At 49.9% G+C, this 13347-nt stretch carries 15 protein-coding genes and 1 tRNA gene; 9 read left to right on the forward strand and 7 right to left on the reverse strand.

Annotated elements, in window-relative coordinates; all coding sequences use genetic code 11:
• Positions 1 to 100 precede the first annotated feature (100 nt).
• The gene (locus tag A7E48_RS10020) at positions 101 to 748 is read right to left on the reverse strand and encodes a GNAT family N-acetyltransferase (protein WP_083147365.1); all 648 of its coding nucleotides are present in this window, start codon (positions 746 to 748) and stop codon (positions 101 to 103) included.
• Positions 749 to 3586: a DNA polymerase I gene (polA, locus tag A7E48_RS10025; RefSeq protein ID WP_068172993.1), complete on the reverse strand. Its 2838-nt coding sequence runs from the start codon at positions 3584 to 3586 to the stop codon at positions 749 to 751.
• A gap of 89 nt (positions 3587 to 3675) precedes the next feature.
• Between polA and A7E48_RS10030 the strand changes: the two genes are divergently transcribed.
• Positions 3676 to 4155, forward strand: coding sequence for a PaaI family thioesterase (locus tag A7E48_RS10030; protein ID WP_068172995.1), 480 nt, complete (start codon positions 3676 to 3678; stop codon positions 4153 to 4155).
• Between the two features lie 274 nt (positions 4156 to 4429).
• Here A7E48_RS10030 and A7E48_RS10035 read toward each other — a convergent pair whose 3' ends face one another.
• Positions 4430 to 5044, reverse strand: coding sequence for an ANTAR domain-containing response regulator (locus A7E48_RS10035; RefSeq protein ID WP_068172997.1), 615 nt, complete (start codon positions 5042 to 5044; stop codon positions 4430 to 4432).
• 192 nt (positions 5045 to 5236) lie between these two features.
• Between A7E48_RS10035 and A7E48_RS10040 the strand changes: the two genes are divergently transcribed.
• A tRNA-Leu gene (locus A7E48_RS10040) sits at positions 5237 to 5316 on the forward strand.
• A gap of 288 nt (positions 5317 to 5604) precedes the next feature.
• The gene (locus A7E48_RS10045) at positions 5605 to 6159 is read left to right on the forward strand and encodes a hypothetical protein (RefSeq protein WP_068172998.1); all 555 of its coding nucleotides are present in this window, start codon (positions 5605 to 5607) and stop codon (positions 6157 to 6159) included.
• 393 nt (positions 6160 to 6552) lie between these two features.
• Here A7E48_RS10045 and A7E48_RS10050 read toward each other — a convergent pair whose 3' ends face one another.
• Positions 6553 to 6792 carry a helix-turn-helix domain-containing protein gene (locus A7E48_RS10050; RefSeq protein WP_068173000.1) on the reverse strand — a complete coding sequence of 80 codons (240 nt, stop codon included), beginning with the start codon at positions 6790 to 6792 and terminating at the stop codon, positions 6553 to 6555.
• A gap of 168 nt (positions 6793 to 6960) precedes the next feature.
• Here A7E48_RS10050 and A7E48_RS11635 point away from each other — a divergent pair, with 168 nt between their 5' ends.
• Positions 6961 to 7212, forward strand: coding sequence for a helix-turn-helix transcriptional regulator (locus A7E48_RS11635; RefSeq protein WP_186303164.1), 252 nt, complete (start codon positions 6961 to 6963; stop codon positions 7210 to 7212).
• The gene (locus tag A7E48_RS11640) at positions 7160 to 7822 is read left to right on the forward strand and encodes a PH domain-containing protein (protein WP_369796783.1); all 663 of its coding nucleotides are present in this window, start codon (positions 7160 to 7162) and stop codon (positions 7820 to 7822) included. The genes A7E48_RS11635 and A7E48_RS11640 overlap by 53 nt, the downstream gene beginning before the upstream one ends.
• Positions 7823 to 7870: 48 nt before the next feature.
• Here A7E48_RS11640 and A7E48_RS10065 read toward each other — a convergent pair whose 3' ends face one another.
• Both A7E48_RS10065 and A7E48_RS10070 read right to left on the reverse strand, forming a co-directional pair.
• Complete coding sequence (locus A7E48_RS10065) at positions 7871 to 8077, reverse strand: hypothetical protein (protein ID WP_068173004.1); 207 nt, start codon at positions 8075 to 8077, stop codon at positions 7871 to 7873.
• Positions 8078 to 8178: 101 nt separating this feature from the next.
• Positions 8179 to 8499, reverse strand: a complete 321-nt coding sequence (locus A7E48_RS10070) for a hypothetical protein (protein ID WP_141669448.1) — start codon at positions 8497 to 8499, stop codon at positions 8179 to 8181.
• Positions 8500 to 8714: 215 nt separating this feature from the next.
• On the opposite strand from A7E48_RS10070, the gene xerC reads away from it, so the two are divergent.
• The 3 genes from xerC (at position 8715) to A7E48_RS10085 (ending at position 10855) form a co-directional block, all read left to right on the forward strand.
• Entirely contained in the window at positions 8715 to 9464 is a 750-nt protein-coding gene (gene xerC, locus A7E48_RS11035) for a tyrosine recombinase XerC (protein ID WP_068173006.1), read from the forward strand.
• On the forward strand, positions 9451 to 9882 hold the full coding sequence (locus A7E48_RS10080; RefSeq protein ID WP_068173007.1) for a tyrosine-type recombinase/integrase: 432 nt from the start codon (positions 9451 to 9453) through the stop codon (positions 9880 to 9882). Before xerC ends, A7E48_RS10080 begins: the two co-directional genes overlap by 14 nt.
• 406 nt (positions 9883 to 10288) lie before the next feature.
• A complete protein-coding gene (locus tag A7E48_RS10085) occupies positions 10289 to 10855 on the forward strand; it encodes a hypothetical protein (protein WP_068173010.1) in 567 nt (188 codons plus the stop codon).
• 88 nt (positions 10856 to 10943) lie between these two features.
• On the opposite strand, the gene pyk is transcribed toward A7E48_RS10085, so the two are convergent.
• Positions 10944 to 12431, reverse strand: a complete 1488-nt coding sequence (gene pyk / locus A7E48_RS10090; protein WP_068173011.1) for a pyruvate kinase — start codon at positions 12429 to 12431, stop codon at positions 10944 to 10946.
• A 331-nt stretch (positions 12432 to 12762) separates the two neighbouring features.
• Between pyk and A7E48_RS10095 the strand changes: the two genes are divergently transcribed.
• Entirely contained in the window at positions 12763 to 13341 is a 579-nt protein-coding gene (locus A7E48_RS10095; protein ID WP_068173013.1) for a flavodoxin domain-containing protein, read from the forward strand.
• The last annotated feature ends 6 nt before the right edge of the window (positions 13342 to 13347 follow it).

The raw sequence follows: 13347 nt of genomic DNA on the forward strand, positions 1-13347 counted from the left end.
TCACCGGTTATTTTCGGTAATTTACCCCTTATGTAGAGGCAATCACGCGTTCGGGTGTGTCGTATCACCAATAAGATACCGAGAGCCGCTTCTTCTGAGCTTATTGTGCGAACATAGCCGACCAAGAGCCCAGCGGCTGTTTGAGCACAATTTCCTGGTGCTGTTCTACCTCGTACACGCTCAATCCGCGTGCCTGATAATTCGCGAGAGCGTGCGGACCATCGAGATTACAGGTATGCACCCACACCCGATGAACCTCCGGCAAATGATGTCTATTGGGAATATCCCACGCCCGTTGAATGACGGTCTGCAAGAAAAGACGACCCAAGCCTTTGCCATGTGCCCAGTCCATCAGCCCAAAATAGAGAATTTCGACGTCCGCGGTGGGAGCTATGGAGGACGCCATGAGCTCGGCACTGAGTTGGCAGTACCCTGCAGGAGTGCCATCGAGCGTCAGAATCCAAACTTCGCTACCTTCTGCATCAAGTTCTTCCTGCCACTGCTCACGCGACCACCCTAACCGTTCATACCAGCGATATGGACCACCAACTACTGCGTAGAACCAGCGGACCAGCTCAGGGGTAACATGTTGCGCACGTTCAATACGAACCCCCTGGGGAAGCTCTGCAGGCTGCTCAGCCAGGGCAGAATCCAGCATTTGTAAGGACGTAATAGTGACATCCTGAGGATACGCTTCCACGCCCCAATCTGCCTGATCTTCAATTTTTTCTTGCGGAAAGTCGTTCACTTAATGCCCCGCTTTATACCAAGAGATTCCGCTACCCACCTGCACGTCCATGGGTACATTGAGGCTGACTGCACTACTCATTTCTTCTTGTAATAGTTGGGTTGCAGCCTCTTCCTCACCCGGCGCAACTTCCAGAATGAGTTCGTCGTGAATCTGCAAAAGCATGCGCGTTTTGAGCTGCTCTTTTTCCAAACGATTCTGCACATTAATCATGGCAATCTTCATAATGTCTGCGGCTGTACCTTGAATGGGAGCGTTCAAAGCTGCACGCTCGGCGGCCTCGCGGCGCTGGCGGTTAGAGCTATTCAAGTCGCTCAGTGTACGGCGTCGCCCAAACATCGTTTCGGTATAGCCATCTTTGTGGGCTTGCTGAACGGTGCCCCGCAAGAAACGCCCGACATCACCAAATCGCTTGAAATAGTTAACGGTAAGTAGGGCAGCTTCATCCACAGGTATACCCAACTGTTTGGACAGTCCGAAACGGGAGAGCCCGTATGCGAGTCCATAGGACATCGCTTTTACTTTGGCGCGCATCTCTGAAGTCACGTCCTCGGGAGCCACTCCGAAGACTTCTGAACCGACGAAGCGGTGCAAGTCTTCGCCGTCCTTATACGCCTGAATCAGCTTTTCATCATCCGCCAGATGCACCATAATCCGCATTTCAATCTGCGAATAATCGGCGGTCAGCAAGGTGGTGAAATCGGTGCCGTCAATCGTGCGAGGATCCACGATGAACGCCTCGCGAATCTTTCGACCCTCAGCAGTACGAATCGGGATGTTCTGCAGGTTGGGATCGGTCGAGGAAAGACGCCCCGTTGCAGCAACATTTTGCTGGAAAGTGGTGTGAATGCGCCCGTCCCCCGCTGTAGCCTTTTGCAAGCCCTCGACAGTCTGTTTGAGTTTCGTGAAGTCACGGTAGGTCTGAAGTGCCACCAAGAACTGCGCGCCCTTAGACTCTGGGCTAATTTTTGCGAGTAAGTCAGCCATTGAATCGGCGTCGGTAGAATATCCAGATTTCAGTTTGCGAGTAGTAGGCAGTTCAAGTTCTTCAAAGAGGACGCTTTGAAGCTGCTTGGGCGATCCTAGGTTCACCTCATGGTTAATGAGGCTGTATGCCTCTTCGGTAGCCTGTTTGATGAAGCTTTGGTAATACTCCTTGAGCTCCCCCAGCACCTGGGAATCTACCGCGATACCTGCAATTTCCATTTCAGCAAGCACAGTAGCCAGAGGTAGTTCGATTTCTTCATACAGTTTAAGTTGATTTTGCTGGCGCAAATCCATATCCAGGGCAAGCGTTAGTTCTTGAAGATAGCGGGCGGTCAACGCTGCATATTCAATGTCCACACTGGGCTCTTCAGCAAACAGGTCCCCTTGCACATTTTCTTCTTGCGCCTCGGGCTCGGGAAAATCTGTGTGCAGATACTGAGTACAGAGATCTTGCATCATGGCTAAAAAGCTACGACGACGTGCGGTAGGAATATGCCCGCAGACATAGGAACTCAGCATCGGGTCTTCCACTGCGCCCGTGAGCTGAAAACCACGAGCTTTCAGAGACTTAAACTGCTGCTTGAGGTCATAGACGATTTTCGGTGCGTTTTCATCGCTTAGCCAATCAGAAAAAGCTTTCTCTAGCTCGGGACTTGCTGAGGTGAAATCAATCCATGCAGCCTGAGTACCGCCCAGCAACACTGCTCCCTGAAGGTTTTCTTCATGCGCATAACCGGCTTCCGGTGCATCTGGCTGCGCTTGCGGGAGCAACACCAGCGCGTTTGCCAGCCGCTGGGGAACTTCGACGGGACGGTTCGTTGCCGAGATTGATTCCTGGGCGTTTTGCACGAACCCAGAAAAACCTTCAGCAGTTTCGACCCTAGTCACCGCATCCACAGTAATATCTACCTGCATTGCGGCTGCTTGCGCCATCGAAGAGAAAAGTTCGGCGGTTCGCTTGCGAATCGTGGAAAATTCCAGTTCGTCAAAGAGCGCGTCTAACTCTGCCGGGTCTGCAGGACCATAGTGTGCGGCGTCGTCCAGAGTAATTGGCATCTCCAAATCATCCACCAGCCTATTGAGGCGGCGGTTACGCAGAACGTCTTCTACATGTTCCCGCAGGGCTTCACCCTTTTTGCCTTTGATTTTATCCTGGTTCTGAATGATGCCGTTGAGATCGCCAAATTCGTTAATCCATTTAGCGGCGAAACCTGGTCCAACACCGGGAACACCAGGAAGGTTATCTGCCTGTTCGCCGGTGAGCGCAGCCAGGTCGGGGTAAAGGTGAGGAGGTACTTTGTATTTTTCTTCTACTGCCGCGGCATCCATTCGACGAATTCCCTTGGAGGGGCCGGTGGTGACAGGGTAAAGAATAGTGACGTCGTCGTTAATGAGCTGGAAAGCATCACGGTCGCCGGAGACTATGTCCACGGTAAATCCTTGAGCCACTGCCACTTTCGCAAAAGTTGCCACGATGTCATCGGCTTCATAGCGTTCAACCGTCACCGACGGAATCTGCAGAGCTTCCAAAACCTTTTGGATGAGTTCAATCTGGCCAAAAAATTCCTCGGGAGTTTCCGAGCGACCGCCCTTGTATTCGCCATATTCTTCAGTGCGGAACGTACCGCCAGCTAGGTCAAATGCAGTAATAATATGAGTTGGTTGCTCAGACTTGATGAGGCTCAATAAAGTGGAGAGGAACCCGTGGACGGCGTTAGTGTGCTGCCCGTAGCTGGTCACGAAGACTTCCGCAGGAGCACCGTAGAAGGAACGGAAAGCTAGCGAATGCCCGTCAATGAGGAGAAGCTTTTTCTTATCGTTTACTGCATCAGTTGTAGTCACGGTGTCCATCCTAATTGCTTCCAGCATTTGCTTCTACGGTGAAAAGTTCAGGTTACTAGGATACTCTCATAGGCGAATCTTCTAGAGAAAGGCATCCGATGACTCCCAATTCTGAGTACTCCAGTGAACCACTCGACCCTCAATTTCAACGGGACCTAGAAAAGAGCGGCATTCCTCAAGAAAAGTGGCACAGGTTCTCCCAGCATGGACTGGGAACACTGATTCCTAAAATGGGCATCTTTTTTGAAGAATTAACTGCAGAATATACTGTGGCAACTATGCCAGTGGCAGAAAATACTCAACCCGGCGGCCTATTGCACGGTGGAGCCAGCGCGGCCCTCCTCGAGACGCTCGGCTCTTTCGCAGCCAACGAAGCTACGCCCGAAGGATACGTGGCGGTTGGTACAGAACTCAATATTTCCCATGTTCGCTCGGCAACTTCGGGTTTGGTTCGGGGAACCTGCATCGCCCTAAAAATCGGTCGGAGGCAGTGCGTGCACCGCATTGATATCACCGATGAACGTGGAAAGCTCATCAGTACCGGGCGCATGACAAACAGCATCATCCCCCGCAGATAACCAACTCTTTAGCTAGCGAAAGTACTTTATATGCGTCAAAAAATCGGCACAGTCTTTCTTCTGCTTACCATACTTTGCCTGGTGACAGCTATCAATATAGGTAGTTGGTGGTGGTTGGGCGTCTTTCTCTGCACTTTAGTGACTCTGTGGGGTATCGGCTTTACATCATCAGATTCTGAAGAAAAATCACAGCGGTAACGCCTATAAAATCAGCGACGTCCCGCTTAATAGAGGGACGTCGCTGATATGAGGTTCTTTCACCTTTAACAAACGGTTAGGAAACTTGATTGACGATGGTTTCCGCTACTTCTTTCATCGACAGTCTGCGATCCATAGAAGTTTTCTGTATCCAGCGGAAAGCTTCAGGCTCGCTCAATCCCATCTTTGAAATCAGCAAAGACTTCGCGCGATCGACTAATTTGCGGGTTTCGAATTGGTCCTTGATATTTGTCACTTCGTTCTGCAAGGCAACAATTTGTTCGTACCTGCTGATGGCAACTTCAATCGCAGGAATCAAATCATGGGGGCCAAAAGGCTTGACGACGTACGCCATTGCCCCAGCTTCTGTAGCTCGATCGACTAGTTCTTTTTGGCTAAATGCCGTCAGCAAAACTACCGGTGCCAATTGTTTCTTGGAAATTTCTTCGGCTGCTGTAATGCCGTCCATAATCGGCATTTTCACGTCCATCAACACCAGATGGGGGCGATGCAGTTCAGCTAGTTCAACAGCTTTTTGACCGTTGTCCGTCTCTGCAACGACGTCAAAGCCTTGGTCACGCAAGATTTCAACAATATCCATACGGATGAGGGCTTCATCTTCTGCAACGACGACGGTGCGGGCAGGCTCCTGTTCTTCGCTGACTGAATCAGCTGGCGTCTGCTCTGACATGCTTTACTCCTTTAATCTTATTCTTATATTTAAGTTTCTCACGTTTGAGGCTGTGGTAGCGAAGCTAGGAGGTAAATTCTGGTGCGAAATCGGTGGGGGTGGGCAATGGAATATGAGCCGATTTTATTTTTTAGAAAAATCAATGTACAGTAATAAAGCACTCACCGATTGGTGGATGTCTCTGAGACAGAGGCCCAAGTGGCGGAATTGGCAGACGCGCCGCACTCAAAATGCGGTTCTTAGGAGTGTGGGTTCGAGTCCCACCTTGGGCACAATATAGCCCCTGACTAGGCGAAACAAACCTAGTCGGGGGCATTTTTTATGCCCCGATAAACATTGCTGCACGTAGTTCCGCACGTAGTTAACAAAAAAGAAGCCCCCCACCACCCGTAAGGGCAATGAGGGGCAAACAATTTTTTAGGCAGGAACCGAACCGCCACCAGGAGTAATCGAAGGATCCTCCTCACTGAGAGGAGTCTCCTCCCCTTTGTTTTGGGTATAAAAAAGTCCCAGGGGAAGGCACTCCCCCCTGAGACGCTGGCTTATATATAGTTATGAGAATGACTGCACTTGAAATACTCACCATTGTTGGAATTGTTGCCTCAGTAATGGCAGCAGGATTCGCTCTTTTTCAGATTCTTCTTACTCGAGAAAAATCTGATGTTGAATGGGAAGACTATAAAGAATCAGACGGTATTTTCCGCGTCCGAAATATCGGTACTAGCACCGCGTATAAAGTGCAGTTATCTGCTTGGACTAGTGAAGAAATTGCAGAGACCGTTGAGGAGAAAAAAGTTGAACCAAACGGTTATGTAACTTTTGTTTTGCCTGAACGAGAATCTAAAGACCCCGCTCCGGTTAATATCCCCAGAGTTTCTCTACCTCGTGTTTCTGATATACCACCTAGTGAACGGTCAGATACTGATAATCCGATACTCCGGAATATGCGTAAAGACCTCGATTCGCAGTGGGCTATGAAAAAGCAGATGCAGGATGCAGACGACGCAATGTTTCTTCATGCCAAGAAGCAAGCTGAATCTCAGCAGGTTATCTATAAAGTAATCTGGTGCAGTAGGCGCGGCGTGTGGAGTACTTATTCATCGGCGACTGGATAAGTATTTGACAGTTTCATTGAGGTTGAGGATGAAAGAATTTATTTCCTGAAATGTTTCTATGTCATTCTCGTTTTTTGTTTTGAGAGCTTGGACTGCTAAATCTGTTTTCCGGTTTATCGTGTAAATGGATATTCCAAACCCGGCGCCTATGCCGATTAGTATTAGATTTTTTAGAATCTTACTTTCCTTTCGTGGTTGGTTTTTGTGGCCTCTCGCCCCTTTCTTTTTGGGGTGGGAAGCTTTTTTGTTTAAGCCGTGTGTTCTCTATGTGGTTTTCAATCAGCGACCAGCGAGCTCTCACCTCGTTTTTTGAAACCGCACCTAGCGTTTGCGGTCGGCACCCTTTAGACCCTGCGCTCGGGTTCCCCATTTAGGGAAGTTTGGGTAAAAAAATTAGGCGGCTTTATTCTGAATTTCAGAAATATGCTCTTCGGTAAACCAGGTAATTGAGGTTCCGAAGAATTCAGTTACCCGCACCAATTCGGTGGCAGATAATGAGCGCCATCCCTTAGTGATTTCACTAATGGTGTTTTTGCCAAAGCCTAGATTGATTGCAAGTTCAGCCTGCGTGAATCCTTGCTTGGCGAGTGCTATGCGGATGTTTTCTCCGATAGTCGCATTTAGGTTTTTCATGTCACCTCCTTGAGGTACGTCAACTACACTAATTCACCAAATAGGGAATTATCAAACAAAAAAGGGAAAAAGTTTTGAAACTGGGGTAAAGTTCCTTATATGCCACGTAAAGGAACCGGAAAAGCAAACAGATTCAGTGAACTACTGAATGAAGAAATCAAAGTCCTTATGACCCGTCAATCACAGACTCTCGTAAGCATGGAAGAACAGACAGGCATCAGTCGAAACCGCCTCAGTAAATCCGTATACAACTCAGAATCTCCACTAAACACTAATGAATTAGATCAACTATGTAAGGCGCTAGGGGCCAAGCCTTCCGAAGTTGTACGTCGAGCAGAGAGAGCTCTCCAGTACGAAAGTTTCGCCCTTGCCGCTTACCGATCAGATGAACCGAAAGGCGCAGACGAAATCTTTGAATAACTACGAGCCCTTCCAACACGCCGAATCCCTCAACATCGACGTCCATTGGGAGGAACTCCCCCACAACATCCACGGACTATGGACCGGAACAGCAATCATCATCGACCCCGATGAATACCAATGCGTACTGAAGGCATACCCTAACAACCTCCCCTACATCGCTAATGAACTAGGGGTCACCCAACGAATCCTTCACGTATTAGCGCAACACCACTCACGAGAAAGTAAAAAAATGCCAACACCAACCACTAACGCAATCCTCGCCTGGACTCTCATCTCAGAAATCCAGCACCCCGCTGACCTCCCCCAAATCCTCACCACCAACGAACACCCCATCGTCTCCTTTAAAACCTTCAGAGATTCAGCAACGTTCACCAACAAACGACTCATTGTCCGTGATGCTCAAGGACTCACAGGGAAGAAAGTTGAAATGTACTCCTTGCCCTACTCCTCTATTCACATGTGGTCATCCGAGAACTCTGCATCATCTCTCGACCGAGACGAAGAACTAGAGCTCTGGACAAAAATGGGGCACATTAAAATAAGAATCCGCAAAGGACTCGATGTCCGAAAGATTGACCGACTCATCAGCGAAAACGTCCTTAAATAAAAAAGACCCCGCTCCACCAGCATTGGTGGGGCGGGGATAGTAAAAAACTTACTGGGCAAGAGCCCAACGAAGCGTACCCAAAGCACCTTTGCGCTTGAGCGTATTTCTAAAAGTAGGGTTCTGCTCTTCTTGGCGAAGTCGAGCGTTATCAGCTGCCATCTGGCGACGCTGCTCCGCAACGAGCTTCCTCGCGCGCTCCTCACTCAAAGGACGAGGGGCAGGCAAACCCTTAAATTGTGATGATTTTGTTGTCATGGGGCATGTCTCCTTTCACAGGAATCCCATCCTAGCGAGCTAGAAAGTTCTTCCTGTAACCCTCACTATACAGTCCCAAAATGAAATTCAAAGGAAATTTTTTACTGTGAATCTTCGGTGGCAGGCTGATCTTCGATGACCTGCATGTTTTCCAGAGTCTGGCGCACCTCAAGAACCAGTTCGTGTTCCTCGTTGGAGAGATGTTTAGGTTTGTTGTTGGCAAAATGCTGGATTACTGCTTGCGCGAAAGCAACCTCAAACTGATTTTCGTTGTCGGCTGCCCTCTCAACTGCCCATTGCAAATGGTCACGAAAATTACTACTAGCGGCTTCCTTCTCACGCGAGCGGTTAGTGATGTGCATGGCCGTAATAGTTCCAGCAGCAGCGAACAATGCTACCCAACCAGAGGTGTTACGTGACACATCACCTATGACGGACCACTGATGAGAATCAAAGGGAGCGATCAAAACTATAAGGAGTATTGCTATTACAAGCAGAATAAATACAAGAAGCACTAACGCCACAAAATATAGTACTGAAACGATTTTGACCCAAAGTGGAGTAACAGAATTATTTGAATTATTAGCCATGCATAGTTTTCTTTCTCATTAGCAACCCTCGTAAGGATATCAGTACCATGTCCACTCGCAGAGCTGACGGTGAGGGCACCAAACCCTACAAACGCAAAGACGGCCGCTGGCAAATCACCGCCTCAACCACAGCCACCACCACCGGACGCCCCGTCCGCAAATCATTCACAGGCAAAACCGCAGCCGAAGCACGCGCTAAACACCGAGCCTGGAAAAAGAACCTCGACAACGGGCTACTCGAAAACCCAGAAAAAACAACCCTAGCCACCTGGATAAACCACTGGCTAGAAACCATCGCCAAAAACGAAGTCTCCGACCGCTCCTGGCGCGACTACAAACAACAACTCGGACGCTGGGTGCTCACCCAGCCCGTAGCCGGCCAAGAGCTTCACAAAGTCACAGCCCTACATATCGAACGCGTCCTACAAAACATGCGCGAAGCTGGCAGGAGCGAATCCACCGTCCTCAAGGTCTACCGTGTCCTCTCCAAATGCCTCAAAGACGCCGTGCACCGCGACCTCATACCCCGCAACCCTATCGAGCGCATCAAACCACCACGCCCGGCAGCCTTCGAACCCACTGTCATGACCCCAGCCCAAGCTAAGGCGCTCATATCCACGCTCCGCTTCAACGACCAGTGGGGGCCATCCTTTACCGTAGCCCTCGCCCTCGGCCTACGCCAAGGCGAAAGGCTCGGGCTGTGCTGGGACGACGTCAACCTAGACGAAGGGTTACTGTATGTGCGTCGCTCCCTCGCCGCTCGTACCTGGTGGAGGGTTCACCATGAAAAGCCCTAAGACCGCCTCGGGGGTGCGTACTATTGCTCTACCGGCCGAGCTTATTCGCGTTTTTCGGCATCAGCGGGTGCTGCAAGCAAAGTGGAGGCTCGAGCAGGGGCCAGCCTGGGTAGGGGCGTATGACGTTGAGGGGAAGTCGTGGGACCTGGTCTTTACTACACAGCAGGGTAAACAGATCATGCCAGCCTACGACCGGAAACACTGGAAGCAGATAACTGGGGAGATGGGTTTGGATATGCGTGTCCATGACGCCAGGCATACTGCGGCGACCACTCTCCTCGCGCTCGGGGTGAACCCGAGGGTGACTATGCAGATGATGGGCTGGTCGTCGGCGACCATGCTCAACCGGTATCAACATGTTCTGGAGGAGATGGAGCGGGACGTTGCGGTACAGGTGAACGCTGCTTTATTCGGTTAGTTTTGCACGTAGTTCCGCACGTAGTTGAAAAAAACGTAATGCCACCACCCGACACGAAAACTGGTGTAAAAACCCCGGAATCGCGCGAAAAGTCATGACCGGTCACGACCCGCCACGAAACCCCGGAAAACTCAAAATACGGTTCTTAGGAGTGTGGGTTCGAGTCCCACCTTGGGCACCATTCAACGCTTAGCTTGAGCGTTACAAACCCTCTCTTGTTGACAAGAGAGGGTTTTTTGTTGACAAGGTATTCCTCACATGCCAATTTCAAATTCCACTGTCCCCTTGGCGATACGCTAATCCGTGACCTCAAAATCTAGATGTTATATGTTGAAATATCCCAGATATTTTTCAAGAATTGGTTGTATCCTTAGAGCCCCGATACATAATCTACGAACGAACGCACATGAAACTCAAAATTCTTCCGTTGCTCATAGCTTCCTCCACGCTGTTGTTGAGTTCCTGCGCCGATTCCGCGCCCAAAGATGCCAAAACCCAAGCTGTCGACGAAGCCAGCGCCATCTTTGAGCAACAGATTGTGGATCCCATGAACAAGGCGCTGTACAACGATTTCACCAACGAGCAGCTGGATCAGCTGATCACCAAAGACAATATAGATACAGCATTCGCCAGTTTCATTTATGGGTTCATGGAGATTGGAAAAGCAGCGGCTGACGACGGGCAAAAACCTTTAGGATTGATGAAAGGAACTGTTTACAAAGACAGCCGAAGCCAAAATGCTCCCGAATTCTACAAAGGTGACGACAATACGGACGCCTTCAAAATGTACGCATGTGTTGATATTTCCGAGATGAAATACGGGGATCAATCATTTTTGGACTACACCGGAAAAGCCCAAGAAGGATATACCGCCTACGATTTTTACGTCATTGATGTCACCAGAAATAACAAAGGCGAATACAAACTCACCTATGCCAATGCTGAAGACGAGGGCATGGTCGATCGTTGTTAGTGATTCTCTCAGACACCACCAGGTAAAAAGGACTCGCTCCCCCAACGGGAACGAGTCCTTTTTATTTCTGATTCACAATCAAAAAAGATTAGCCGTGAATGTTCTGGTCATCCAACCAGGGTCCTAGCTTCTCACGCTCTTCAGGGAGCACCGCACCGGCGTCGTCCATATCTCCAACGCGGTGAACCTTCAATAGGTTGGTTGAACCGGCTACTCCGGGAGGTGAACCTGCAGCCATTACAATCAACTTACCGGGCTCGGATAACTTATTAGCCAACAGGTAGCGATCAACCAAAGCGGTCATCTCATCCGTATTCCCTACGCTACTTGCCTGAACGGTTTGTACGCCCCACAGCAAAGCAAGGAATGCGCGAACCTTGGGATCCGGGGTGAACGCAATGACCGGTTTTGCGGGACGCAAACGAGCCAGACGTCGAGCGGTATCACCTGACTGTGTAAAGGTGGTAATGAAATCGGTATCGAGCTGATCTGCAACGTTTACAGCCGCGCGGGTGATTGCGCCACCGCGAGTCTTCGGAGCAGTTCCCAACGGGGGTACACGGTACAGACCGCGCTCTTCGGTAGCCGCAATAATGCGCCCCATCGTCTGAATGGTGATAATGGGGTACTTACCCACTGAAGTCTCGCCAGAAAGCATCACAGCATCTGCGCCATCGAGGATGGCGTTTGCGCAGTCAGATGCCTCAGCGCGAGTAGGTGTGGGGTTATTTATCATAGTTTCCAGAACCTGGGTAGCCACAATCACGGGCTTAGCCCAACGGCGAGCAAGTTCAATGGCGCGTTTCTGCACCAGAGGAACTTCTTCCAGAGGATATTCAACACCGAGATCGCCACGAGCAACCATGATGCCGTCGAATTTATCCACAATATCCTGCAAGTTTTCAACTGCCTGGGGCTTCTCGATCTTTGCAATGACGGGAAGCTTGACGCCTTCTTCTTCCATGATTTCGTGAACGCGAATGATGTCGTTCCCAGAACGCACGAAAGAGAGCGCAATAATGTCTACGCCAAGCTTCAGAGCGAAGCGAAGATCAATTTCGTCTTTAGGAGTAAGCGCAGGGATAGAAACTGCAACACCCGGTAGGTTAATACCCTTGTTGTTGGAAACAGGACCGCCAACGACGACGCGGGTAGTGACGGTGCGCTCGTCTACTTCTACAGCCTGCAGGCGGATTTTGCCGTCATCAATGAGCAGAGTATCGCCGGGCCTCACGTCGCCGGGCAACCCCTTGTAGGTAGTTCCACAGATCTCTTTGTTACCTGCAACATCATCAATGGTGATTTTGAAGGTGTCACCGGGCTCAAGAATTTCCGCACCGTTTTCAAATGTTTCCAGACGAATCTTAGGCCCCTGCAAGTCAGCAAGAATTGCGACGTTGCGGCCGAGCTTCTGGCTCTGCTCGCGCAGGTTAGTGTAGGACTCCGTATGAACATTGTGCGTGCCGTGGCTCATGTTCAAACGAGCTACGTTCATGCCAGCTTCAATCGCTGCTGCAAGTTTTTCGGAGGAAGATATTGCCGGACCAATAGTACATACAATTTTTGCGCGTCTCATGTGTTAAACCTTAGTCAGTTCAGTAGTCGTAATAATAGGGGCATGGGGAAGGTGAGCATATGTGCAATCTGAACTTTCCGTGGGAAACTTCCCAACAGTTCACACATTATCACTTCAAAACCCAACTCAACATTCCCTATTATACGTGGTGTTCTGTGGGATTGTTCAAGAAAATCACCATCCAGTCCGTCAATTTCTCCATCTAACCCACAAAAACTCACATTAGCTCCGTAATGGTTTCTTCCCCGTCGTTTCTGTTCTATCCTGGCAGGTAAACAAACATTTTTAGTCAGAAAAATATGACTAAAACTTTGCAAGCAAGGACATAACTGTGACATCAAAAAACGTAGTAATTCTCTACGGTTCAAACTACGGATTCACCGAACGCTACTCTCGGTGGATTGCAGAAGATTTGCGGGAACTGGAGACCCAACCCACCGTGATTCTCTCCCCCATTGCCGAGGCTACCGATGAGCTCATTGAATCCGCCGACGTCCTCATCGTAGGCGCAAGCTACCTGGGTGGTTTCCTCACCGGGGCACCCACTTTGCGCAAGCGCCGCGAAGCAATGGCTAAAGTTTCGCACCGGGTTTTCTTCACCGTGTGCTTCAACGGGCTTGCAGTATATCCACGCGAATACCTCGATAACCGTGTGCTCAAGAGCTACAAAGAAGAGATTGCAGGCGGCCGCCCCGCATTCCACTTCCGTGGTGGTCTAGACCTTTCCCAGATGACACGAACCCACAAGACTGTTCTAGCTGGCGTGCGTACCGCATACAAGCTCAAGCCCCACGCCAACGAATATGACAAGCAGATGGTGGAATCATTCGACAACGGCGGCGGTGATTACACCAACCGCGAAGACACCAAGCCGCTGGTAGCCACCGTGGCGGAGATGCTCCAAAAATAAGGGGAT

Origin of the sequence: Rothia sp. ND6WE1A, assembly GCF_001683935.1 — a bacterium.
Lineage (GTDB): Bacteria > Actinomycetota > Actinomycetes > Actinomycetales > Micrococcaceae > Rothia > Rothia amarae.

What these genes read in the sequence shown, in the direction of transcription:
- polA (WP_068172993.1), bottom strand. Translation starts at nt 3,586, where the DNA reads ATGGACACCGTGACTACAACTGATGCAGTAAACGATAAGAAAAAGCTT.
- A7E48_RS10030 (WP_068172995.1), top strand. Translation starts at nt 3,676, where the DNA reads ATGACTCCCAATTCTGAGTACTCCAGTGAACCACTCGACCCTCAATTT.
- A7E48_RS10035 (WP_068172997.1), bottom strand. Translation starts at nt 5,044, where the DNA reads ATGTCAGAGCAGACGCCAGCTGATTCAGTCAGCGAAGAACAGGAGCCT.
- A7E48_RS10045 (WP_068172998.1), top strand. Translation starts at nt 5,605, where the DNA reads ATGACTGCACTTGAAATACTCACCATTGTTGGAATTGTTGCCTCAGTA.
- A7E48_RS10050 (WP_068173000.1), bottom strand. Translation starts at nt 6,792, where the DNA reads ATGAAAAACCTAAATGCGACTATCGGAGAAAACATCCGCATAGCACTC.
- A7E48_RS11635 (WP_186303164.1), top strand. Translation starts at nt 6,961, where the DNA reads ATGACCCGTCAATCACAGACTCTCGTAAGCATGGAAGAACAGACAGGC.
- A7E48_RS10065 (WP_068173004.1), bottom strand. Translation starts at nt 8,077, where the DNA reads ATGACAACAAAATCATCACAATTTAAGGGTTTGCCTGCCCCTCGTCCT.
- xerC (WP_068173006.1), top strand. Translation starts at nt 8,715, where the DNA reads ATGTCCACTCGCAGAGCTGACGGTGAGGGCACCAAACCCTACAAACGC.
- A7E48_RS10080 (WP_068173007.1), top strand. Translation starts at nt 9,451, where the DNA reads ATGAAAAGCCCTAAGACCGCCTCGGGGGTGCGTACTATTGCTCTACCG.
- A7E48_RS10085 (WP_068173010.1), top strand. Translation starts at nt 10,289, where the DNA reads ATGAAACTCAAAATTCTTCCGTTGCTCATAGCTTCCTCCACGCTGTTG.
- pyk (WP_068173011.1), bottom strand. Translation starts at nt 12,431, where the DNA reads ATGAGACGCGCAAAAATTGTATGTACTATTGGTCCGGCAATATCTTCC.